This is a genomic window from Streptomyces griseiscabiei (genome assembly GCF_020010925.1).
Taxonomy (GTDB): Bacteria; Actinomycetota; Actinomycetes; order Streptomycetales; family Streptomycetaceae; genus Streptomyces; species Streptomyces griseiscabiei.
Window position 1 is genome coordinate 3,861,985 of sequence record NZ_JAGJBZ010000002.1, and the last position, 23,103, is coordinate 3,885,087.

At 70.1% G+C, this 23,103-nt stretch carries 18 protein-coding genes and 2 pseudogenes; 10 read left to right on the plus strand and 10 right to left on the minus strand.

The annotated features are described in order from the left end of the window. Nucleotides 1-25: 25 nt before the first annotated feature. Nucleotides 26-838 (minus strand): SDR family NAD(P)-dependent oxidoreductase, encoded by an 813-nt coding sequence (locus J8M51_RS33560; protein ID WP_086756451.1) that lies wholly within the window; start codon nucleotides 836-838, stop codon nucleotides 26-28. A gap of 281 nt (nucleotides 839-1,119) precedes the next feature. On the opposite strand from J8M51_RS33560, the gene J8M51_RS33565 reads away from it, so the two are divergent. Further along, entirely contained in the window at nucleotides 1,120-1,764 is a 645-nt protein-coding gene (locus tag J8M51_RS33565; protein WP_179203133.1) for a TetR/AcrR family transcriptional regulator, read from the plus strand. Nucleotides 1,765-2,185: 421 nt separating this feature from the next. Here J8M51_RS33565 and J8M51_RS33570 read toward each other — a convergent pair. The 4 genes and pseudogenes from J8M51_RS33570 to J8M51_RS33585 form a co-directional block, all read right to left on the minus strand. Further along, nucleotides 2,186-2,320, minus strand: a pseudogene (locus tag J8M51_RS33570) (IS5/IS1182 family transposase); the annotation flags it as partial. A gap of 47 nt (nucleotides 2,321-2,367) precedes the next feature. Further along, nucleotides 2,368-2,610, minus strand: a complete 243-nt coding sequence (locus tag J8M51_RS33575; RefSeq protein ID WP_256964877.1) for a hypothetical protein — start codon at nucleotides 2,608-2,610, stop codon at nucleotides 2,368-2,370. Between the two features lie 163 nt (nucleotides 2,611-2,773). Continuing rightward, nucleotides 2,774-2,848, minus strand: a pseudogene (locus J8M51_RS33580) (hypothetical protein); the annotation flags it as partial. A 90-nt stretch (nucleotides 2,849-2,938) separates the two neighbouring features. After that, nucleotides 2,939-3,076: a hypothetical protein gene (locus J8M51_RS33585; RefSeq protein ID WP_256964878.1), complete on the minus strand. Its 138-nt coding sequence runs from the start codon at nucleotides 3,074-3,076 to the stop codon at nucleotides 2,939-2,941. On the opposite strand from J8M51_RS33585, the gene J8M51_RS33590 reads away from it, so the two are divergent. Next, nucleotides 3,069-3,230 carry a hypothetical protein gene (locus J8M51_RS33590; RefSeq protein ID WP_256964880.1) on the plus strand — a complete coding sequence of 54 codons (162 nt, stop codon included), beginning with the start codon at nucleotides 3,069-3,071 and terminating at the stop codon, nucleotides 3,228-3,230. The genes J8M51_RS33585 and J8M51_RS33590 overlap by 8 nt on opposite strands. Nucleotides 3,231-3,250: 20 nt before the next feature. On the opposite strand, the gene J8M51_RS33595 is transcribed toward J8M51_RS33590, so the two are convergent. Further along, complete coding sequence (locus J8M51_RS33595; protein WP_179203134.1) at nucleotides 3,251-5,203, minus strand: RICIN domain-containing protein; 1,953 nt, start codon at nucleotides 5,201-5,203, stop codon at nucleotides 3,251-3,253. Nucleotides 5,204-5,510: 307 nt separating this feature from the next. Next, a complete protein-coding gene (locus J8M51_RS33600) occupies nucleotides 5,511-8,162 on the minus strand; it encodes an RICIN domain-containing protein (RefSeq protein WP_086756456.1) in 2,652 nt (883 codons plus the stop codon). A 402-nt stretch (nucleotides 8,163-8,564) separates the two neighbouring features. Here J8M51_RS33600 and J8M51_RS33605 point away from each other — a divergent pair, with 402 nt between their 5' ends. The 3 genes from J8M51_RS33605 (at nucleotide 8,565) to J8M51_RS33615 (ending at nucleotide 11,760) form a co-directional block, all read left to right on the plus strand. After that, on the plus strand, nucleotides 8,565-9,986 hold the full coding sequence (locus J8M51_RS33605; RefSeq protein WP_086756458.1) for a non-reducing end alpha-L-arabinofuranosidase family hydrolase: 1,422 nt from the start codon (nucleotides 8,565-8,567) through the stop codon (nucleotides 9,984-9,986). A 284-nt stretch (nucleotides 9,987-10,270) separates the two neighbouring features. Continuing rightward, a complete protein-coding gene (locus J8M51_RS33610; RefSeq protein ID WP_267299673.1) occupies nucleotides 10,271-11,122 on the plus strand; it encodes an ABC transporter permease family protein in 852 nt (283 codons plus the stop codon). After that, nucleotides 11,119-11,760, plus strand: coding sequence for an ABC transporter permease subunit (locus J8M51_RS33615; RefSeq protein ID WP_267299674.1), 642 nt, complete (start codon nucleotides 11,119-11,121; stop codon nucleotides 11,758-11,760). The genes J8M51_RS33610 and J8M51_RS33615 overlap by 4 nt, the downstream gene beginning before the upstream one ends. Here the strand turns inward: J8M51_RS33615 and J8M51_RS33620 are convergent. After that, nucleotides 11,729-13,423: a PucR family transcriptional regulator gene (locus tag J8M51_RS33620; protein ID WP_179203135.1), complete on the minus strand. Its 1,695-nt coding sequence runs from the start codon at nucleotides 13,421-13,423 to the stop codon at nucleotides 11,729-11,731. The genes J8M51_RS33615 and J8M51_RS33620 overlap by 32 nt on opposite strands. Nucleotides 13,424-13,749: 326 nt before the next feature. On the opposite strand from J8M51_RS33620, the gene J8M51_RS33625 reads away from it, so the two are divergent. From J8M51_RS33625 to J8M51_RS33640, 4 genes are all read left to right on the plus strand, one after another. Then, a complete protein-coding gene (locus J8M51_RS33625) occupies nucleotides 13,750-15,018 on the plus strand; it encodes an aspartate aminotransferase family protein (protein WP_086756460.1) in 1,269 nt (422 codons plus the stop codon). After that, entirely contained in the window at nucleotides 15,015-17,918 is a 2,904-nt protein-coding gene (locus J8M51_RS33630; protein WP_267299675.1) for an FAD-binding and (Fe-S)-binding domain-containing protein, read from the plus strand. Before J8M51_RS33625 ends, J8M51_RS33630 begins: the two co-directional genes overlap by 4 nt. Then, a complete protein-coding gene (locus J8M51_RS33635) occupies nucleotides 17,915-19,354 on the plus strand; it encodes an NAD-dependent succinate-semialdehyde dehydrogenase (RefSeq protein WP_267299676.1) in 1,440 nt (479 codons plus the stop codon). The genes J8M51_RS33630 and J8M51_RS33635 overlap by 4 nt, the downstream gene beginning before the upstream one ends. Nucleotides 19,355-19,481: 127 nt before the next feature. Beyond that, nucleotides 19,482-19,835, plus strand: a complete 354-nt coding sequence (locus tag J8M51_RS33640) for a cupin domain-containing protein (RefSeq protein WP_267299677.1) — start codon at nucleotides 19,482-19,484, stop codon at nucleotides 19,833-19,835. Nucleotides 19,836-19,849: 14 nt separating this feature from the next. Here J8M51_RS33640 and J8M51_RS33645 read toward each other — a convergent pair whose 3' ends face one another. Both J8M51_RS33645 and J8M51_RS33650 read right to left on the minus strand, forming a co-directional pair. Continuing rightward, nucleotides 19,850-20,593: an IclR family transcriptional regulator gene (locus tag J8M51_RS33645; RefSeq protein ID WP_267299719.1), complete on the minus strand. Its 744-nt coding sequence runs from the start codon at nucleotides 20,591-20,593 to the stop codon at nucleotides 19,850-19,852. A 343-nt stretch (nucleotides 20,594-20,936) separates the two neighbouring features. Continuing rightward, complete coding sequence (locus tag J8M51_RS33650) at nucleotides 20,937-21,683, minus strand: IclR family transcriptional regulator (protein ID WP_267299720.1); 747 nt, start codon at nucleotides 21,681-21,683, stop codon at nucleotides 20,937-20,939. Nucleotides 21,684-21,963: 280 nt separating this feature from the next. On the opposite strand from J8M51_RS33650, the gene solA reads away from it, so the two are divergent. Further along, nucleotides 21,964-23,103, plus strand: a complete 1,140-nt coding sequence (solA, locus tag J8M51_RS33655) for an N-methyl-L-tryptophan oxidase (protein WP_267299678.1) — start codon at nucleotides 21,964-21,966, stop codon at nucleotides 23,101-23,103.

Genomic DNA, 23,103 nt, shown 5'->3' on the forward strand with positions numbered 1-23,103 from the left:
AAAGGCCATACGGGCGTGCAAAGAGCTAATGCGTGAAAAGTGACGCGGGGGCGCCTGCCGGGCTCAGCCCGCGCTCCTCCTGGATGGAGTTGCCGCCGTCCACCACGAACAGCTGTCCCGTGACGTAGGACGACTCCGGCGAGGCCAGGAACCCCACCAGTGCGGCCACCTCCTCGGGACGCCCGGCACGACCGACCGGCGTCGCCGCCCCGAGAGCGTCGACGTGCTCGTCGAGCCCCCCGGTCGCGATCCAGCCGGGCGCGACGGCGTTGACCGTGATGCCCCGCGAGGCCGTGTCCATGGCTGTCGAGCGGGTGAGGCCGAGCAGGCCGGCCTTGGCCGCGTGATAGGCGACGTCGCCCCTGTAGGCCATCACCGGACCCGAGAGCGACGACATGTTCACCACCCGGCCGTACCCCCGGTCGAGCATCGGCCGGAGTGCGGCGCGGGTCAGGTGGAAGGTGGTGTCGAGGTTGCGCGCGAGGGTCGAACGCCACTGCTCGTCGGAGGCCGTCGCGAGGCTGGACGGGTCTTCGGGCTCGGCCACGGAGACCATGCCGGCGTTGTTGACCAGCACGTCGACCCGGCCGAAGGCGTCCATCGCCTGCGCCACCACCGACTCGGCGAACCGGGGATCGGTCAGGTCGCCCGCCATCCCACGGACGGGGCACCTCCCCGCCAGTTCGGCCACCCGCTCGTGAATCCGCCCGGTGGTCGAGGTGATCAGCAGCGCGTGGTCGTCGGCCAATCGCCTGGCGCAGGCGAACCCGATGCCGGATGCGCTGCCGACCCCACTGATGATCGCGACGGGGCGGCCGTCGGTGCTGTTCGGGTTCATGTGGTGCTCACCCTCGGATCCTGGACGCTCGATGCCGTAAATGAGTTGGACGTTCGTCACAGTAAGGATGTCTAGGCGCTATGGCAATGGCCTATCAGCCTGCACATTCCAGATCGATACAAGTTGTACGTTCGTTCAAATTGAACCTGAGATGGTAGGCTGCGGCAGCCTCACCGCTCAGGCGGGCTGCTCCGCGATTGCTACCGTGCGGCCACTGCGCCATGCACCGCCGTCGTGCGACGCCCGACGGTCACCCACAGGGGAAGAGGACGAGGAAAGACATGAGCCGGCCCGGCGGATCCGCCCACCAACGAGACACCCCTGTACTGACCGAGCGCGGTGAGGTCCGCAAGGCGGCCATCCTCGAAGCAGCCCTGCGGGTCATCGGGGACAAGGGACTGGCCGGGCTGTCCATGCGTACCATCGCGACGGAAGCGGGACTGCCGCTCGGAGCTCTCGGCTACTACTTCAAGACCAAGGACGATCTGATCCTCGAAGCGTTCGAGTTGCACACCCGCCGCGAGGCGGACCGGGTCCTCGCGGCTTTCGCAGGGGTGGAGGACGGCGACCACGCCGACGATGTCGCCGAGCACCTCACTGCGTTCATCCAACACGGACTGACCGAGTCACGAACGAGGCTGGTCGCGGAGTACGAGTTCCTGATCGAAGCAACCCGTAGGCCGGATCTCGCGCGCGTCTCGCGGGCATGGCGCCAGGCGATGCAGATCCAGGTCGGCCATGTCGCGAGCCGGCTCGGCTCGGACGATCCCGAGGTAGATGCAGAGATCATTCTCTCGGTCGTCGCGGGTCTGGAGATCGACCACCTCTCCACTCCGCTCGACCCGTCGACAACGCAGGCGATCCGCGCCGCGCTCCGCCGCACGATCACCAGGCTCGGGCTCCACGGCCACGCCGCGCGGCCATAGATCCCGTCCGGCAGGCCGGCCGCACGATACCTCTCTGCGACTCGGCGGAATCCTTGATCTTGCCGTCGAGGTTCGGTTCGCGGGCCCCGGTCCGGCGAACCCATGCGATCCAAGCGGTAACGGGCCAAGGGTGGCCGTCGACCGCCGCGCTGGTGGCGCTCAGGTGTGGTCGTCGGACTCGGCCAACTGGGAGCCGGCCAGAGCCGTGTGCTCCTGCAATACATTCGACGCGTCGGTCTCGTAGCCGCGTTCGAAGACGTCGACGATAGTTCGTGCCGAGCGGCGGACATGGGCAGGCGGCCTTGCTCGTTGTGCCCAAGCCCCAGCAGGGAGCGCCGAGTTCGTGCCGGTACCCATATGCCCCAGCTCGTGGGAAGGGCAGCGTCGTGGAGACGTACGAGGAAGCGCAGTGATCCCTGGTGTCGTGCGCGGAGGAGGCCAGCACCACGACGCCGATGACCAGCCCCAGAACATCCACGGCCAGGCCTCGCTCGCGGCCCCGTACCTTCGTGTGGGCGTCCAGGCCCGTCGTGTTCTTCGGTAGACCCAGACGCACGACAGGTGGCCTCCGCGATCCTGGGGGCGCAGTCCGTGGTCGAACTGTCAGCCGCGCCGGACCGCTCCTATTTGAGTGCGGTGCAGGTCTGGTGCGATGAACCGCTGCCACCGCGCGCAGGACGCGGGCCATCGCCTGGGGGCCGGGACGTCGGAGGCGAGCGGCAGGAGGCGTACGTCGCTGCGTCGGCTGGTGAGGGCCAGGCGGGAGCTGCGGCGCAGGACGTCGGCGACGGGGTGGTTGTCGGCGCGGATGATCCACTCCTGGTCGGCGAGGTCGCCGAGGCGCACGGCGGGATGAGTGCGCAGGGGTGAGTCGCGGGGACGACCAGCACCCTGGGGCTGTCCAGGAGGTGGGTGGGGGGAGCGCCGGATCGTCGAGGCGGTTCCATTCGTAGCCCCAGAGCAGGCTTTGCTCCACCTCGCCGGTGTGCAGCATCTCCCTGAGCCCCGCAAGGACTCCGGCGCGCGCATCGATGCGGATTCCTGTGTGGCGGCGGCGGAAGCGGGTGAGCGCGAGCGGCAGCAGGGACGCACTCGGCGTGGGGAACGAGCCGAGTCGAACGTGCCCTGGTCGAGGGCAGTGAACGAGTCCAAGTCGGCTTGCGCTGCGCGTAGTTCACGGCGGATGGCCATCACCTCCGCCTTCGCCTCCTTCACCGCGATCACCCCCGACGCCGTACCGCTGCTGCTCCAGCCACCTCAGCGCCGCCGGGCTGATCGCCGCGCTCGCCGTCTCCACGACGATCGTGGACACTTCGCCCTTCTCCACCAACGGAGCACTCGTCCTCAGCCACGCCCGTGGTGTGGACGCGCGCCGCTTCTACCGTCAGGTCATCGGCTACACCGGTGGAATCGTCGCCCTCGGCCCCGTCGTCGCCTGGGGTGCCCTGGTCCTGCCCTGGTCATAGCGCCGCCCGTTGCCGGGGTGTCAGAGCGCGATGATCCGCCACTGCTGCTCGGGTGCGCGGGTGTAGGTGAGCTGGTCGATGTTGGCCCCGTCGGCGGTCGAGCCCGAGTCGACGTTGAGCGACAGCCCGCTGTACCGGTTGGTGAGGTAGTGGTGGCCGTCGCCGGTGGGCGTGACCGCCCAGTGCTGCTGGGGAACGTTGTTGTCCGCGTAGAGGGAGACGTTGCCACCGTCCGTCCGCGAGAGTCCGGCCACCTCCATCAGCTTGCCGCTGTTCACGTTCTTGATCTCGTAGTAGCCGTCGCCGGTGGAGGCGAAGGTCCATTTCTGGGCGGTGTTGTTCAGCCACGGCCACTGCTGGATGTTGGTGCCGTTGGCGGTGCCGAAGTTGAACACGTCGACGACCTTGCCGCTCTTGCGGTTGACGATGCGGTAAACCGTGCCGTCCCCCGGGAGGACCCTCGACACCAGGGCCGGCTCGGCGGTCCGGCCGCCGATGTGGAGGCCACCGATGTTGGCGTAGCCGCCGGTGGCCGCGTTGGCCTGGATCCGCACGAATCCCACGTTCCGAGCGGGCCACTCGACCACCTTGGGGGCGCGTCCGTCGGCCCAGGTGCCGGTGGCGACCTGGGTGAAGTCCGTGCCGTCGGTGCTGGTGGAGATGGTGTACGAGGTGATGTCGCCGTCGGTGGTGTCGGTGCGGCCCCACTGCTTGGGCAGGTACTCCAGAGTGGAGACGTTGCTCCACACCCCGCCCAGGTCGATCGTGATCGAGTGGGGCAGGGCCGGGGACAGGCCCCATGTCGACCAGCAGGTCTCGTAGTTCCTGTCGCTCAGTCCGTCGATGGCGTGGAGCGGTCCCTCGCCGGTGCGGAACGCGGTCGCGTAGGCGCTGACCGGGGTGACGGGGTGCTCGGCGCGCAGCATCTGCGTCGGCAGTGGCGGGCGGGAGGTGTCCGGGCTCCAGGCCGCGCCGACTTCGGCGAGCCGGTTGACGATGTTGGTGTCGAGCCTGCCGTTGCGGTTGGGCGGGCAGTTGAGGATGAAGGAGGTGTACTTCGGTTCCAGGTCCGCCAGATGGGACAGGATGGCGTCCTTGCTCATCAGGCTCTCGGTCGGTGTGGCCGGATGCCAGAACCAGCCGTTGCTGATCGTCTGCCCCTGCGTGGCGGCGTACGTGTTTCCGGCGGGCGCGCTGACGCCCAACGGCTCCTCGAAATAGATCGCGTCACCGAGGAACGGCACCGACAGGGCACCGTGGTCGATCATGACGATGTCCGGCTGGAGGGACTTCACGTGCTCGCGGATCCGCTGGTAGGAGACGGCCTGCTGGCCCATCTGCCACGCGTAGCCGTCGGTGATGAACATGTCGATGGTGCCGTAATTGGTGAGCAGCTCGGTGATCTGGCCGAGCATGAAGGTCATGTCGCCGGGCTGGATGGCATCCGTGATCTCGAGGCCCGACACCTTGTGCCGGCTCTCCCACGCCTCGACGCCGAAGGTGCGGTCCCATATCGAGTAGTAGAGTCCGACCCTCAGTCCCTTGGCCCGGAAGGCGTCGCAGTACGCCTTCACCACGTCCTGCTTGTAGGAGCTGTTGGCGACGTTCTGGGTGCCGTAGGCGCTCGGCCACAGGGCGAAGCCGTCGTGGTGCTTGGTCGTCAGGATGCCGTAGCTCATCTTCGCCGCCGCGGCGGCGTCCGCCCACTGGGCACAGTCCACGGCTGTGGGGGCGAACAGAGCGGGGTTCTGGTTCGGCTCGGCCCACTCCTGATCGGTGAACGTGCCCAGATTGAAGTGGTTGAACATGCCGAACCGCATGTCGACCAGTTTCTCCAGGTTGGTCTGCGGGTCGGCGGCCGCCGCCTGGGACACCAGGCTCGAGAAGGCGGGCGCGACGGGCAGCACCGTGGCGGCGGCAGCGCCGGTGGCGGCCCCCAGGAAAGTGCGGCGGGACAGTCTTCCTGACGACATGGGTGTACTCCCGGTCGGGGGGGGCGGCTCTCCGGCCGGACTCCAAAGCGCCGGATGTTACGCATGAAGGTCAGTCACATAACTGCCTTGTGTCAACAGGTGAACGGATGAAAGTGTCCGTGCGCAGAGCGGAATAGTGTCCTTGATTACCTCAAGTACCTTTTCGTCTGTCGCAGACATTCCATGTTCCGCAGAAGTCGAAGAGCGACCAGAAGGAGCTCGTGCGGGGCGAAGTGAACTCTTTCAACCACGGCGGGTCCGCAGGCAGTTGTGCCTGCGGCCCCGCCGCGTGCGTTGGGGACTGCGATCAGGACGGGTCGCCGTACTGGAGGCCGCGTCCGTTGGTGCCGACGTAGACGCGGCCGTAGGTGTCGGGGTCGCCGGTGATGACGCCGACGCTGCCGATGGCGCCCCACTGGTGGGCGTCGTCGTTGACGCGGACCCAGGTGGCGCCCTTGTCGGTGGAGCGGAAGACTCCGGTGACGTCCTTGACGGTGCCGACCAGGTACAGCGCCTGGTACGAGGTGCCCGGCTTGGCCTTGCCGAAGCCGAGGGCGGAGGCGGACTTCACCGTGGTGAGCGTGGTGAAGGTGCGGCCGCCGTCGGTGGAGTGCAGCAGCCCCTTGTCACTGCCGGCGATCCACAGGTCTCCGGCGATGCCGGGGACGGCCGTGAGGCGGCCGGAGGGCAGGCCGGTGGCGCGGGCGGTGAAGGTCGCGCCGCCGTCGGTGCTGGCCATGAGCTTGCCGCCGGACAGGGAGTAGAAGGTCTTGGCTGTGGAGCGGTCGGCGACCACCACGGCGTCGGTGCCCAGGCCGCTGACCTTGGACCAGCTCGCTCCGTTGTCGGTCGAGCGGTAGGGGGCCTGGCCAGCCTCGGTCCACACGATGGTGGAGCCGTCCGTGGCGAGCGCGATGTGGCCGTCCTGGGCGCCGGCCACCGGCTCCGCCTTGAAGCCGGTCCAGGTGCTGCCGCCGTCGGTGGAGTAGGCGCCGTCCTGCGCGCCGCCCCGGCCGACGCGGACCATCATCGAGGGCTTGGACTGGGCGAAGTCGATGTCGGTGCTGTTGGCCATCAGCGGGTTCTTCAGCCGCCCGGCGGGAACCTCGGTCAGGGAGTCGTGGCGGAAGCCGCCCTGGTCACCCATGGAGGTGATGACGGTGGCGCCGCCCGGAGGGGCGATCGCGTCCAGCAGTGCGGTCTCCTCCAGCCCTCGGGCCCCCATGCTCCAGTGGCTGGTGTCGCCGCTGTCGGAGGCGTTCGCGTCCTTGCTGCGCAGGATGCCGTTGCCGGTGCCGTACAGCACGTGTCCGGAGTTGAAGGGGTCGATGGCCAGGGCGGTCATCCAGTGCCCGGTGTGAGTACCGACGTAAGGGGCGGCGGAGGCGTTGCGCACCGACTTGTCGGCCAGTGCCTTCCAGGTCGTACCGCCGTCGGTGCTGCGGTAGATCTCGTCCTCGGGCCACCAGCGCCCCAGGGTGGTGACCATCACCGTGGACGGCTTGCGCGGGTCGACGGCCAGACCGGAGAAGCCGTAATCGCCCTTGGACGGGGAGACGTTCTTCCACGTCCCGCTGCCCGGCGTGTACTTCCACACCGAGCCCCCCGTCACGCCGTTGGGGCCGAGGTTGTCGGTGTACGTCAGGTACAGCGAGCCATCACCGGAGAGCACGCCGTGCTGCGGCAGCTGGCCGGTGGGCTGACCGGAGACGGCCTGCCAGGTGCTGCCGCCGTCGGTGGAGCGGTACAGGGAGGTGGACTTGTCGCCGACACCGACGTAGACCGTCTTGCTGCCGACCTTGCCGTACGTCACGAACGAGATACCGCCGCCGCTGCCCGCCCCGTCCTTGACGGGGAACGAGGAGACCTGACGCCATGTCACACCGTAGTCGGTGCTGCGCCACAGGCCGTTCTTGCGGGTGCCCAGCAGCAGGGTGCTGTTGTCCGCGGGGTCGACCACGAGTCGTTCGCCCGCGCCGCGGCCGTCTTCGTTGGCGCCCAGCTTGAAGGGCAGGTTGGTGCGCTTGAAGGTGCGGCCCTTGTCGGTGGAGCGCAGGATCGCGCCGTTGCCCGCCCAGTCGCTGGTGTAGGTGCCCGCGCCGAGGTAGAGCCGTTTGGGGTCGAGGGGGTCGGTGGCCAGCGAGTCGATGCCCAGCAGGTTCCAGTCCTTCTCGCCGATCCAGTCGGTCAGCGGGATCCACTGCTCGGCCGCGGTGTCCCAGCGGTAGGCGCCACCCATGTCGGTGCGCGCGTACAGCAGGCCTTTCTCCTTCTGGTTGAACACCAGCCCGGTGACGTAACCGCCGCCCACCACCTGGGCGTTCTTCCACACATACGGCCCTGCCGCGGCCGTCGTCTGCTCCCCACCGGCCCCTGACGCCTGGGTCTCGGTCACCTTCTCCAGCTTCCACTGCTGGTTGGTGGTGCCGTGGCCCGGATACTGGATGACCGCCGCGCCCTGGGCCGTTGAGCCCCCGGACACGTCCAGGACCTGGCCGCTCCTGCGCGAGGTGAGGGTGACGGCGTCGGAACCGCTCACCTCGTCGACCTTCCACTCCTGGGAGGTGGCGGAGCTGTCGGTCTGCTGCTCGGCGGCGGCCGCCCGAGCCGTGGAATTGCCTGCTATGCCCAGCACCTTGCCGCTGTTGCGGTTCACCAGCTCGAAGTAGCCGTCCCCGGCGGCCTTCAGCTTCCACTGCTGGTTGGCGGTGTTCTGGTCGGTCCACTGCTGGATACGGGTGCCGTCGGCGGTGGAGAAGCCGTTGACGTCCAGGACCTTGCCACTGCGCACCGAGACCAGCCGGTAGTAGGCGCCTGAGTCGATCGTCGCGGCCTGTGAGTCCTCCTGCGCGAACAGGAGATACGGCACGACGAGAGCGGGCGCGCCGAGCAGCAGACCGGTCGCGGTCCAGCGACGGCGATGACGCCCGCGGCGCCCGCCGTTCGTGGGGTTGTCCATGAGGGGAGGTTCTCCTTGCGCGCTGTTCACCAGAGGAAATCCGGATCCCGGCCAGCCGAACTGTCCGGATCCGCTCCCTTGTTGCCACAGGCCGTGCACAGGGTTGCCTTGAGCCGGAACCTTTCTTCAGGGGCACCTTGTGGTGCGGCAGGCACTGAGCAGCGCCTGGGCGGACCAATGCCCTGCACTCCCACGCGTGGGAGTCGTGGCGACGCGCGGCACGAGCCGCGAATCGTGTGAGAAGTATTGACGCCGTTCGTCCGGTCTCTCATTATCTCAGCTTGATCGACATTCCGACCTGAGTTCGACATATCGATCAGTGTTGAGTCGCATCGCGTCGGCAGTCGCACAGCCTCCGTCGAAGGCCACCAGAGCCGCTTACTCGAGGATGACGAGGTCTCCATGCGTAGACGTACCTCCCGCCGCAAACCTCTGTCCGTACTACTCACCGCCACGGCCGCGGCCCTGGCCTTCCTGGGTGCGGTGCTCGTTGCCGGCCCGGCTCAGGCGGCCACCACCAGCGCCGTGCGAGGCGTTGCCTCGAACCGATGTCTCGACGTGTCGGGCGCCAACCAGACCGATGGCACGAACGTGCAGATCTGGGACTGCCACGGCGGGGCCAACCAGCAGTGGACACTGACGGACAGCAACCAGCTGACCGTGTACGGCAACAAGTGCCTGGACGTCCCGGGTCACGCCACCACGGCCGGCACCCGCCCGGTGATCTGGTCCTGCAACGGCGGCACCAACCAGCAGTGGCGGGCGAACCCCGACGGCACGATCGTCGCCGTGGAATCCGGGCTGTGCCTGGATGTGTCGGGCAACGCCACGGCCAACGGCACGGCGGTGCAGCTCTGGAACTGCACCGGCGCCGACAACCAGAAGTGGACCGGCCTGTCCGGCGCGTCCAACTCGTGCGCTCTTCCCTCGACGTACCGGTGGAGCTCGACCGGCCCACTGGCGCAGCCGACCAACGGGTGGCTCGCGCTGAAGGACTTCACCACCACGACGTACAACGGCAAGCACCTCGTCTACGCGACGTACTCCGACGGCAACTGGCACTCGATGGGGTTCAGCCCCTTCACGAACTGGTCGGACATGGCGTCGGCCGGACAGACCGGCATGAGCCAGGGTGCGGTGGCCCCCAAACTGTTCTACTTCGCGCCCAAGAACATCTGGGTGCTGACCTCGAACGGGTGGGGCACCCAATGGCCCTTCGTCTACCGCACCTCCAGCGACCCCGCCAACCCCAACGGCTGGTCCGCGGCGCAACCGCTGTTCACCGGCAGCCTCCCCGACGGCAGCGCGATCGACCCGACCATGATCGCCGACGGCCAGAACATGCACATGTTCTTCGCCGGTGACAACGGCAAGATCTACAAGTCCACCATGCCGATCGGGAACTTCCCGGCCAGCTTCGGCTCCTCGTACACGACCGTCATGAGCGACACGGTCAAGAACCTGTTCGAGGCACCCGAGGTCTACAAGGTCCAGGGCCAGAACCAGTACCTCATGATCGTCGAGGCTCGGGGGGCGACGGAGCAGCGCTTCTTCCGCTCGTTCACGGCCTCCAGCCTGAACGGTCCGTGGACCCCGCAGGCCGCCACCGAGAGCAACCCCTTCGCCGGCAAGGCCAACAGTGGCGCCACCTGGACCAACGACATCAGTCACGGTGACCTGGTCCGCAACAACCCCGACCAGACCATGACCATCGACCCCTGCAACCTGCAGTTCCTCTACCAGGGCCTGTCCCCCAACACACCCTCGGGCACCCCCTACGTGCAACTGCCGTACCGGCCGGGCCTGCTCACCCTGCAGCGCTGAACCGCCCCCCGCATCGAGGAACCCCAGCCGTGCGTCGGCTGGGGTTCTCTCTTGGCTGGCATGCGAGTCGTTTGCCGTGTGGCGAAACCGGCGTACTGGGCGACCGCCGGCGGGTGATCCGGTCGCGGAGGGCGTTGCCTTGTACAGGCCCTGACCGACCGCGACACCCACCTGAAGTAGCGGCCGATGGGCGTCATGTCGGCCGGTACCGAGGCCGGCCCGTCCCGGTGGCGCGCGGGCCTCGGCCGCCTCACCGCCGGGGCCGCGCTGCTCACGGCCTGGCCATGCTGCCCTGGCTGTCCGGGAACGACCCCGCGCTGACGGTCCTGCGGGCCCGCTCCGCCGACCAGGACCCCACGCCCGCCCCAACTGGCCGCCGTACGAGAACAACTGGGCCTGGACGAGGGACGTTCAGCCATCTCGCGCACTGGCTGAGTGGACTGCCGCAGGGCGACGCGTGCACTTCCTGGGTGTCCGGTGAGGTGGTGCTGTCCCAGGTGACGAGAGCCTTCGCGGTCTCTGTCACGCTGATGCTCGGCGCACTCGTCGTCACCATCGCCGTCGCCGCACTGGTCAGCGCCCGCACCCTGTACCTCGGCTCCCGACGACGGCTGCACCGGGGGAGCGACGCCATCGGTGTCGCCGTCCTCGCGGCGTTGCCCTCGCTCGCCCTCGGGGTGCCATCGGGAGCGATGATCGGCGGTCTGCTCGACCAAACGCTGCCCGCAGCCTTCAACGAACCGTGGGCCCGAACCTGGCACGTCTACGGCTTCGCACCCCACCACGTCGCCCGGCACGCGCTGCGGCGCCCGCTGGCCGGTGTCCTCCCGCAACTCCTTCCGACCGTGGTGGGGTTGGTCGGCGGTGCCGTCGCGGTGGAGAAGATCTTCAACATTCCCGGACTGGGCCGCCTCGCCCTGGAGGCTGCCATCGCCCAGGATCTCCTGCCCCTGCAGACCGCGACACTCGCCCTCATCCTGCCCGCCCTGCACACACCCGCCCTCCCGCGAGGGCGCTTCATCCGCTTGGCCGCCGGAGCCTACGCCCTCGCCCTGCTCATGCTGGTCCTCGCCCGACTGCTGTGCGACCACCTGCACGTGGACACGGCGGCCCGACTGCTCCCGCTCTCGCGGTGACCGCGGTGTGCACGCTCACCGGGCTGCTGCTCGGCATGGCGGCACAGGTCTGTGCGGGGCTCACGGAAGTGGTGACGACGATGCCGGCTGTCCTCGCGGGAATGCTGACCACGGCGGTGACCGGCCCGTCGGCCTCGGGTGTCGCCCTCGGGGTCTGCCTGGTCGGCTGGACCCCGTACGCGGCCCAGGCCGCCGCCCTGCTCGAACAGGAACGGGCCAGCGGCCACTCGCTTGCGTCCCTCTCCTTCGGCGCCGGCCCGGGCTACCTCCTTCGCCACCACCTGCTCCCCGCAGTAGTGCCGCCCCTCCTGCGTAACGCCCTCATGCGCATGCCCACCACCGTTCTCGTACTGGCCTCCCTCGGTTTCCTCGGCCCGGGCGAGCAGCCGCCCGTCGCGGAGTGGGGCCGTCTGCTGTCGGAGAACCAGCCGTACGCGGAGCTGGAGCCCTGGATCGTGCTGGGCCCGGCGTGTGTGCTTGTCCTGCTCTCCGTCCTCGCCCTCTCCAGCATGGACACCGCGACCGCGCGCAGCTCGGCGCCAGTCCGGTGCCGGGCGAGCCGAATCCCCTGTCCCACCGGGCCGAATGCGCTGACGCACACGCCCCTCAGCAGACCCGCAGGACGTCGAGGGCCGTGAGCGCCACGTGGAGTTCGGTGCGCTGTTCGCCGGATTCGAGGTCGCAGTCGAGGATGCGCTCGATGGTGCGCAGACGTTGGTAGACGGTCTCGCGGGACAGGCCCCCGGAGCGGGCGGCCACCGTCTTGTTGCCCGCGGCCTCGAGGTAGTGGCGCAGGGTGGTGAGCAGGTCGGTGCCGTGGCGGGCATCGTGGTCGGCGAGTCGGCCGAGCCGGCGTTCGGCGTAGTCCTGGATCCGGGTGTCGTCGCGGAGGGCGAAGAGCAGGCGGCGCAGGCCGATGTCGGATCGTTCGTGGTACGAGCGGTCCGGGGGGAGCGGCTGACCCGGCCCGGTGGCTTCGGCGACGCGGGTCGCCTCACGGAACGAGCGGGCGACGGCGGGGAGGTCGGCCGCCTCGCTGCCTGTGCTCACCGTCGTCCCGGGAACCAGGTCGAGCGCGGTGCGGCTCAGGTGTTCGACGGCGGGTCGCCACGGCTGATCGGGCCGCAGGGACAGAAGGATGCCGAGGCGGGTCGGTCGGAGGAGGCCGATGAGGGCCTGTGTTCCCTTCTTCCTCAGCTCTTCGGGGAGGAGTTCCTCGGCCTTGGCCGTGTCGCCCTCGCAGGGGACGTCCGCGAGTACGGCGACGAAGCGGCAGCCCGCCGTGGGCAGGCCCAGTGCGGCGATCCGTGTCTCGGCGTCGGCGGGCGAGCGGTGGTGCTGTTCGACGAGGTCGCGCAGCACGCTGCGGTGAGCGGCGCGTTCCCACGGCGTGGGGTGGGTGAGACGGGCGATGGTGAGGGCCATCGCGGTTCTCTCCAGGATCGTGACGGCTTCGGGACCGAGGGGGCCGAAGGCCGAGTGAGGGGCCGGGCCCGGCGGGGTCGGGAGCATGGCCACCCTGCCCCAGCGTTCGCCCTGGTACTCGACGGGTGCCACCAGCCAGCCCTCGGGGCCGGAGACGGTGGTGTGGTCGGTGGGCGGTGTCGCTCGGGAGCGCTGTTCCCAGGAGGCGAGCGCCGCCCCGGCCGTGTCGACGGAAGGCTCGCAGACGAGTGCCTGGTGGACCAGGTTCTCCAGCACGACGGTGTGGCCGCTCATCTCGGCGGCGGCGCGTACGACGTCCTCGGGCCCGGCGCCGCGCAGGGTGAGGGCGGTGAATGCCTCGTGGACGCGCTGGGTCCGCCGCATCACCTCGGCCTGGTTGCCGAGGATGAACGCGTGGACGACCTGGGTGACCTCCAGGAAGTTGACGTCCTTGGCCAGGGTGACGAGGGGCAGCCCGCGGACCTCGCAGGCGTGGACCAGGGCGTCGGGCGGGCGGTGGTAGCGGCGGACCAGTTCGATGACCAGGGCTGCCGCGCCGATGTCGGCGAGTTCGTCGACGTAACGGCGTACGCCGGCCGGTTCCTCCGGCAGAGGCATGCCGGTGGTCAGGACGAGTTCGCCGCCCTTCAGGAAGGAGGCGGGGTCGGTCAGCTCCGTGATGTGGACCCAGCGGACGGGCTTGTCGAGCCGGGAGAATCCGGTGACCACCTGCGGCTGTCCGGCGGCCAGGACGGGAAGGGCCAGCACGTCGGCCACGGTGAGCGAGCGGGCGCCGGGGTTCATGTCGCGGTCCGGCAAGCAGGCGTCGGGGCCGTCGGCGCCCGGCCCTGGAGCCGTGGGGTGGTTCTCGCTCACGGTGCCTCCATGGGGGTCCCGGCTCCGGTGAGTCCACAGAACTCGGGGAATGCCACGTCACTCTGACAAGCGTCGCCGACCTGCGCAAGAGCCTGGAGACGGTAGCGGGGAGGCGGAGGGGGCGGCGTGAGAGCCCGGCGTGCCTGACACAACGTCTGGATACCGCGTCCTTGCCGGACAGATCGCGCGTTGGCGCGGCCCCGGTCCGCCGAGATGCTCGTCGGACCGCAGCGGAACACCAGCAGAACCCCAGCGGAACCAACGCGGAACCCCAGCGAACCGACGCGGAACCGCAGCAGACCGAACACCGAGGCCGGGAGACGAACATGACCGCACTGTCGCCGCACCTTCGCCAGGCCACGCCCGTGGTGGCGGCCCGGGGCGAGGGCGTCCACCTCTTCGACCAGGACGGCCGCCGCTACCTCGACTTCACCGCCGGCATCGGCGTCACCAGCACCGGGCACTGCCACCCCAAGGTCGTCGCGGCGGCGCAGGAGCAGGTGGGCACGCTGATCCACGGCCAGTACACGACGGTCATGCACCAGCCGCTGCGGCGTCTGGTCGACAAGCTCGGCGAGGTGCTGCCGGCCGGCCTGGACAGTCTGTTCTTCACCAACTCCGGCAGCGAGGCCGTCGAGTCCGCGCTGCGGCTGGCCCGCCAGGCCACCGGCCGCCCCAACGTCATCGTCTGCCACGGCGGCTTCCACGGCCGTACGGTTGCCGCCGCCTCCATGACGACCTCCGGCACCCGCTTCCGCTCCGGCTTCTCGCCGCTGATGAGCGGTGTCGTCGTCACCCCCTTCCCGTCGGCCTACCGCTACGGCTGGGACGAGGAGGCCGCGACCCGCTTCGCCCTGAAGGAACTGGACTACACGCTCCAGACGATCTCCTCGCCCGCCGACACGGCCGCGATCATCGTCGAGCCGGTCCTCGGTGAGGGCGGTTACGTCCCCGCCACCCGCGCCTTCATGGAGGGCCTGCGGGAGCGGGCGGACCGCCACGGCTTCCTGCTGATCCTCGACGAGGTGCAGACGGGTGTCGGCCGCACCGGCCGCTTCTGGGGCCACGACCACTTCGGCGTCACACCCGACATCCTCGTCACCGCCAAGGGCCTGGCCAGCGGCTTCCCGCTGTCCGGCATCGCCGCCTCCGAGGAGCTGATGGCCAAGGCGTGGCCCGGCTCGCAGGGCGGCACGTACGGCGCCAACGCCGTCGCCTGCGCCGCGGCCTGCGCGACCCTGGACGTCGTACGCGACGAGAAGCTCGTCGAGAACGCCGAGGCCATGGGCAAGCGGCTGCGCCAGGGCCTGGAGGCGGTGGCCGACCGGACGCCGGGCATCGGTGACGTGCGCGGCCTCGGCCTCATGCTGGCCACCGAGTTCGTCACCGAGGACGGCAGCCCCGACCCCGAGACCGCCGCCCGCGTCCAGCGTGCCGCCGTCGACGAGGGCCTGCTCCTGCTGCTGTGCGGCGCCTGGAACCAGGTCGTCCGGATGATCCCGGCGCTCGTCATCGACGAGACGGCGGTGGACGAGGGCCTCCAGGCATGGGCGACCGCGGTCGAGGCCGGCACATCGGGAGCGGCAGGGCGATGACGGAGACCACCACGGCCCTGGAGCCGCTGGTCGCGCGTCTCGCCGAGACCGCGCCCGGCCTGCGGGTGGAGACCGGCCCCGGATCCACCGGCAGCTACGCCTACGACGCCTCCAACTACCGGGTCCCGCCGAGGGCCGTGGTCCTTCCCCGCAGCGCCGACGACGTCGTCGCGGTGCTGCGGGCCTGCCGCGAGGCGCACGTGCCGGTCACCGCGCGCGGCGGCGGCACCAGTATGGCGGGCAACGCCGTCGGTCCCGGCGTCGTGCTGGACTTCTCCCGGTACATGAACCGGATCCTGGACATCGACCCGATGGCGCGCACCGCGCGCGTCGAGGCCGGAGTGATCCTGGACGCGCTGCGCAGCGCGACCGCACTGCACGGACTCACCTTCGGCCCCGACCCGTCCTCGCACAGCCGGTGCACCCTCGGCGGCATGATCGGCAACGACGCCTGCGGCAACCGGTCGGTGCGGCACGGGCGCACGAGCAGTCATGTCGAGGCGCTGGAGATCGTGACGGCCGACGGCGTGCGCGCCGTCGCCGACCGCACCGGCCTGCGGGCGGCCGACCCGGACGACAAGGACGCCGTCGAGCGGGTCGCCCGCCTGGAAGCGGATGTGCGGCGCCTGATCGAGGCCGATCTGGCGCCGATCCGCACCGAGCTGGGACGTATTCCGCGTCAGGTCTCCGGCTACCAGCTGCACCACCTGCTGCCCGAGCACGGATTCGACATGGCTCGCGCGCTGGTGGGCACCGAAGGCTCCTGTGCGGTCGTCACCGCCGCGACGGTCCGCCTGGTGGCGACCGCACAGGCTTCCACCCTCCTCACCCTCGGATACGACGACGTGGTCGACGCCGCCGAGGACGTGCCCGAGATCCTGCGCTGGAATCCCACCGCTGTGGAGGGCATGGACGAGGCGATCGTCGCCACCATGCGTGCCCGGCGCGGCCCGGACTCCGTCACCGGACTGCCGGAAGGGCGCGCCTGGCTGTATGTCGAGCTCGACGGCGACGACCAGGCGGCCGTCGACGCCCGCGCCGACGAACTGCTGGACGTGCTCGCGGCACGGGGCCGGACGACCGGTGGGCGGGTCGTCCGCAGCCCGGCCGAACAGCGCTCGCTGTGGCGGGTCCGGGAGGACGGGGCGGGGCTCGCCGCCCGCCTGGTCGACGGCGGGGAGTCCTGGCCGGGCTGGGAGGACGCGGCCGTCGCGCCCGAGGACCTGGCCGCCTACCTGCGCGACTTTCGCAAGCTGCTGGCCGCCCACGGGCTGACCGGCGTGCTGTACGGGCACTTCGGCGCGGGCTGCGTCCACGTACGCATCGACTTCGACCTCGCCACGGACGCGGGGCGGACCGCCACCCGCCGGTTCCTCTCCGAAGCCGCCGCCCTGGTCGTCGAGCACGGCGGAACCCTGTCGGGCGAACACGGCGACGGGCGGGCCCGCGGCGAGCTGCTGGAGGTCATGTACAGCCACCGCATGATCCGGGCGTTCACCGCCTTCAAGGAGATCTTCGACCCCGAGGGGCTGCTCAACCCCGGCGTCATCGTGACCCCGGCCCGCCTCGACGCCGACCTAGCCCTGCACACGCCCTCCGACCCGTTGCCCGTCGAGACCCTCTTCTCCTTCCCGCACGACGAGGACGGCTTCGCGGGCGCCGTACGCCGCTGTGTCGGCGTCGGCCGGTGCCGCAGCGACGCCGGTGGCGTGATGTGTCCCAGCTACCGGGCCACGGGGGAGGAGAACGACTCGACGCGGGGCAGGGCCCGTCTGCTCCAGGAGATGGTGCGGGGCGGGACCGTCCAGGACGGCTGGCGCTCCACCGAGGTGCGTGACGCCCTCGACCTGTGCCTGTCCTGCAAGGCCTGCTCCAGCGACTGCCCGGTCGGCGTCGACATGGCCACGTACAAGGCGGAGTTCCTCCACCAGCACTACAAGGGCAGGATCCGGCCCCGCTCCCACTACTCGCTGGGCTGGCTGCCCCTGACGTCCAAGCTCGTCGGATACGCGGCGCGCCCGGTGAACGCGCTGCTGCGCGGCCCCGTCGGGAGGCTGCTCGCGCGCCTCGGCGGTGTGACCACGAAGCGCAGGATCCCCGCCTTCGCCTCCCGGCAGGCGCTGAGCCGGGCGCTGCGCACGGCAAGGGCCGGCGAACCGGCGAAGTCGCTGCTGTTCGTGGACAGTTTCACCAGGGCCTTCCGCCCCGAGGTAGCCGGAGCGGTGAGCCGCGTGCTCGCCGACGCCGGCCTACCCTGCACGGCGGAGGACGATCTGTGCTGTGGCCTGACCTGGGTGAGCACCGGACAGCTGTCCCGCGCGCGCCGCATCATGGCCCGCACGGTCGCCCGCCTGGACAACGGCGACGACCGGCCCATCGTCGTGGCCGAACCCAGCTGCGCCGCGGCGCTCAAGCGTGACGTGCCCGAACTCCTCGGTACCGACGCCGCCCGGCGCGTCGCGGCCCGCGTCCACACCCTCACCGGAGCCCTCACCGACCTCGCCGCCCCCGGCTGGACGCCACCGGAGCTGCCGGACCACGTCGTCCTGCAGACCCACTGCCACGAGTACGCCACCTTCAAGGGCCGCCACCCCCGTGACCTGCTCGGTCGCCTCGGCGTACGGAAGGTCGACGAGGCCGAGGGCTGCTGCGGACTCGCCGGCAACTTCGGCTTCGAGGAACAGCACTACGACACCTCGATGGCCGTCGCCGGCCTGGCCCTGCAGCCGTGCCTCGACGACATCGACCAGGACACGCCGACGGTCGTCGTGGCCGACGGCTTCAGCTGCGCCACCCAGATCGACCACCTCGCCGGAGACCGGGGCGTCCGCGCCCTGCACCTCGCGGAACTGCTCGACCCCGCCGCCGACCGATCCGGACAACCAGGAGAGAACTCATGACCGACACGCCTACGCAGTTGTTCATCGGCGGTGCCTGGGTGGATGCCTCGGACGGCGCCACCACGCCCGTCGACGACCCCGCCACCGGCGACATCCTCTGCCATGTCGCCGACGCCGGTCCCAAGGACGCGAAGCTCGCCGAGGAAGCGGCCGTGCGGGTGCAGCAGGAGTGGGCGAGTACGGCGCCCCGGGTACGCAGCGAGATCCTGCGCCGCGCCTACGAGATCATCATCGAGCGCACCGACGAGCTCGCCCACCTGATGACGGCCGAGATGGGCAAGCCGCTCGCCGAGGCCAGGGGAGAGGTGGCGTACGCGGCCGAGTTCTTCCGCTGGTTCTCCGAGGAGGCCGTCCGTATCGACGGCGGTCTTGCCACCCTGCCCGACGGCCGCAACCGCATGCTGCTCTCGCGTCGCCCGGTCGGCCCCTGCCTGCTGATCACCCCGTGGAACTTCCCGCTGGCCATGGGCACCCGCAAGATCGGCCCGGCTGTCGCCGCCGGCTGCACGATGGTGCTCAAGCCCGCCCCGCAGACCCCTCTCTCCAGCCTTGCCCTCGCCGCGATCCTCAAGGAGGCCGGGCTGCCTGACGGCGTGCTGAACGTCGTCACCACCTCCCGTGCGGGGGCGGTGTGCGAACCGCTCCTGCGCGGCGGGCGGATTCGCAAGCTGTCCTTCACCGGTTCCACGGCCGTCGGGCAGCTGCTCCTCGCCCAGAGCGCTCAGGCGGTCGTGCGGACCTCGATGGAGCTGGGCGGCAACGCGCCGTTCGTCGTCTTCGAGGACGCCGACCTGGACAAGGCCGTGGACGGGGCGATGGTCGCCAAGATGCGCAACATGGGCGAGGCGTGCACGGCCGCCAACCGTTTCTTCGTGCACCGGTCGGTGGCGGAGGAATTCGGGCGTCGCCTGGCCGAGCGGATGGCCTCGCTGGTCGTAGGTCCGGGCACCCGGGACGGCGTCGACGTCGGCCCGCTGATCGACAGGACGGGGCGCGGCAAGGTGGAGGAGCTGGTCGCCGACGCGGTCGAGCGGGGGGCTCGGGTGCTCGTGGGCGGCCGTACTCCCGAGGGCCCCGGCTGCTTCTACCCGCCGACCGTGCTCACCGACGTCGATCCCGGCAGCCGCCTGATGGACACGGAGATCTTCGGTCCCGTCGCCGCGATCCTCACCTTCGACGACGAGGACGAGGTGATCCGCCGGGCCAACGACACCCCCTGGGGCCTGGTCGGCTACGTCTTCACCGAGGGCCTCGACCGAGCCCTGCGGGTGAGCGAACGGCTGGAGGTGGGCATGGTGGGGCTGAACACGGGTCTCGTGTCCAACCCGGCCGCCCCCTTCGGCGGCGTCAAGCAGTCCGGGCTGGGCCGCGAGGGCGGCCGGGTGGGGATCGACGAGTTCCTGGACTACCAGTACCTCGCGGTGCCCGTGAGCTGACGGCGGTCATGCCCTGACCGCGCCGCAGCACGCACCGCGAAGGGCCTCACCCGTGCCCGGTTTTCCACGCCGCCGGGCACGGTTCGGCCCGCGGCTACCGATTCTTCGAGTACATCAAAGGAAGAACATGTCGCTCCTGAAGACCATCGACACCCACCCCTCCTTCGCGCCGCACCAGTCCGGCCCGCTCCCGGAACGTCTGGTTTCCGGCGACCCCGCATTCATGACCTGGCCGCAGGACGTCGCCCGCGGGGAGATGATCCATACGGGGGTCTGGGAAGCGACGCCCGGCGAGACGCGCTCGGTCAAGGGCGAGACCTTCGAGTTCTGCCACATCCTCGCCGGCATCGTCGAACTCACGCCGGAAGGTGGCGAGGCCGTGGTCTACAAGGCGGGTGACAGCTTCGTCATGAAGCCGGGCTTCGTCGGTGTCTGGAAGACCATCGAAACCGTGCGCAAGATCTACGTGATCGTGAAGTGATGCCGGGGCTGTCGTCAGGCCAGGTGCCGGGCGGTGATCTCCGCCGCCGTCTCGGCGACGAGCCGACCCAGCTCGGGCAGCCTGTCGGCCTCGAAGCGTGAGTCGGGCAGGGAGACGGCCACGGCGGCCAGCGGGGTGTCCGCACCGTCGAGCACGGGTGCCGCGATCGCGCAGACCCCCCGTAGGTACTGGTTGTGGTTGACGGCGTAGCCACGCTCTCTCACGCGGCGGAGCTCCGCGCGCAGTTCTCCCGGATCGGTGATGGTCTCCTCGCCGTAGCCCTCCAACGTCCCCGCGGTGACCTCCTCTATCTCGGACTTCCCCAGATGGGCGAGGACGGCGTTACCGGCGGCCGTGGCGTGCAGGGGCGAGGTGTCGCCGATGGCGTGGAAGGTGCGTACGGCGTGGTCGCAGTCGACGCGGTCGACGACGACCATGCACTGCAGGGCGTCCGGTACTGACAGGTGGATGGTCTCGTTCGTCGCGTCGCGGAGCCGGATCATGGGTTCACGGGCGGCGGCGAACAGGCTGGAGCCCTGGAGTGCGGCGGGGCGTACGGCGAGGACGCGGGCGCCGATCTCCCAGCGGGTGGTGTCCTTTCGGTTGGCGCGCAGCCAGCCGGCCTCGGCCAGGGTGACCAGGCTGCGCTGCACGGTGGACTTCGGCAGTCCGAAGAGCTTCGTCAACTCCCCCACGGTCACGGGCTGATGCTGGGCGACCGCCTCCAGGACGCGCAGCGACCTGGTGACGCTCTTCATTTCCATCCGATGCCCCCTGAGACCTGTGGATTCCTGTTTCGCGCATCGTGACTCCAGCAAGGAGTCACCGCGTGGTCGTGCCGGAAGCTAGCATAGCGTTCCATAATATGGCACACCTTGGTGCGACGCGGACGCGAATCCCGATTCCCCGCGGCGATGGACAGCAACAGGGCTCTGACCGTCCCTGCCGTGCCGCGTGGTGCGGTCGCCCTGTGTCCGGCCTTCCCCCTGGCCGGGCGCAGGGCGGCGGCTGTGGTGGCGCGAAGCCGAGGGCCGGGGGGGGCGCGGGGGGGGGGGGGGGGGGGCCCGGCCCTCGGGTGACGGCGGGGCAGTCGTCTGTCGTTCAGGCGCTCAGGCGGCGCTGTGAGATCTCCGCGGCCGTGTCGGCGACGAGGCGGCCCCACTTGGGCGTCCGTTCACCGTCGTACCGCGCCTCGGGCATCGAGACGGCCACGGCTGCCAGCGGGGTGCCGTCCTCGTCGAGCACGGGTGCGGCGACGGCGCAGACGCCCGGCCGGTACTGGTTGTGGTTGACCGCGTAGCCGTCGGCGCGGATCCGGTCCAGCTCGGCGCGCAGCTCGTCAGGCTCGACGGGGGTCGTGTCGCTGAACCGCTCCAGCCCCGCCGCGACGAGTTCGTCGACGTCCCGCCTCGGGAGGTGGGCGAGAACGGCGCGCCCGACGGCGGTGGCGTGCAGAGGTGAGGTGTCGCCGATCGTGTGGAAGGTACGCACGGGGTGGTCGCAGTCGACGCGGTCGACGACGACCATGCACTGCAGGGCGTCCGGCACCGACAGGTGGATGGTCTCGTTCACCGCGTCCCGAAGGCGAACCATGGGTTCACGGGCGGCGGCGAACAGGCTGGAGCCCTGGAGTGCGGCGGGGCGTACGGCCAGGACGCGGGCGCCGATCTCCCAGCGGGTGGTGTCCTTTCGGTTGGCGCGCAGCCAGCCGGCCTCCGCCAGCGTGACCAGGCTGCGCTGCACGGTGGACTTCGGCAGTCCGAAGAGCTTCGTCAACTCCCCGACAGTCACGGGCTGATGCTGGGCGACCGCCTCCAGGATCCGGAGCGACCTGGTGACGCTCTTCATTTCCATCCGATTTCCCCCTGTTGATCCGAAAAATTTCTGCTGGACACCCTCTTGACTCCTCCCGGAAGCCACTGCCATTCTCTGTGCCAGATTCTAGCACAGCATTCCACATAGTGGCACGGCCTTCGGGGGATCCCCGGAAGTGAGCCGGACTGCGAGACGCGGCGGTTGCGAGCCACAGGTCCACGAGGGGACCTGACTCCCGCCCAAACCCTCTCGAATCGAACAGCCTCACGTCGAGGGCCCAGCATGCGCCTCGGCGATACGAAAGGAAAGTCCTGTGTCAGCTGCCAGGAAGCGCGTCGCGGTCGTCGGCGTCGGAACGATGGGCAGCCAGGCCGCCTGGCGGCTGGCGGCCCGCGGCGCCGAGGTCGTCGGATACGACCGGTTCGCCCCCGGCCACGACCGCAGCGCCGCAGGCGGTGAGACCCGGATCTTCCGCAGTGCGCACTTCGAGGACTCCCGGTACGTTCCGCTCCTCAAGCACGCCGACACCCTGTGGGAGCAGCTCCAGCAGGAGACCGGCCGTGAACTGCGCCGCCTGACCGGATGCCTGCTCATGGGGCCGACCGACCACCAGCAGATGGCCACCGTCCTTCAGTCCATCGCCGACCACGACCTCGACCACGAGGTGCTCGACGCCGACTCCCTCGCCAAGCGCTTCCCGCAGTACCGCATCGAGGACGGCGACGCGGCCGTGCTCGACCGCCGCGCCGGTGTCATCCGCCCGGAGCTGACCATCCAGACCGCCGCCCGCCGCGCCGAGCAGCTGGGCGCCGTGATCCACCGCTACAGCACGGTCCGCGAAATCGTCCCCGTCGCGGGCGGCGTGGAGATCCGCACCGACTCCGGCAGCGAGCGCTTCGACACCGCCGTCGTCACACCCGGCCCCTGGGTCAACGACCTGCTGCCCGACCTGCCGTGGGAGGTGGAAGTCCGCCGCCTCGTCAGCGCCTGGTACGTGCCCACCGACCCCGGCGCCTGGTTCGGCGAGGAGCGCCCGGCGTTCATCCGTACGGCACCCACCCACTGCTACGGCCTGCCCTCCCCGGACGGCATCTCGGTCAAGCTCGGACTTTCCCGTGCGTTGCACCGGCTCGCCGACGACCCCAACCAGCTGGACCGCACCGTACAGCCGGACGACCTGGAGATCTTCGCCGAGCTGATCGGGCGTCACCTGCCCGACCTGCACCCGGACCCGACCCGCCTCTCCGTCTACATGGAGGGCTACACCGAGAGCAGCCGCCCCCTGATCGGCCCGCTGCCCGGCGCCGAGAACGTCATCCTGCTCGCCGGGTTCTCCGGGCACGGCTTCAAGCTCTCGCCCGCCTTCGGCGACATCGCCGCGGACCTGGCGCTGGACGGCGCCTCGCCCCAGCCCATCGACTTCCTCTCCACCGTCGGCCGTACGGAGGCATGA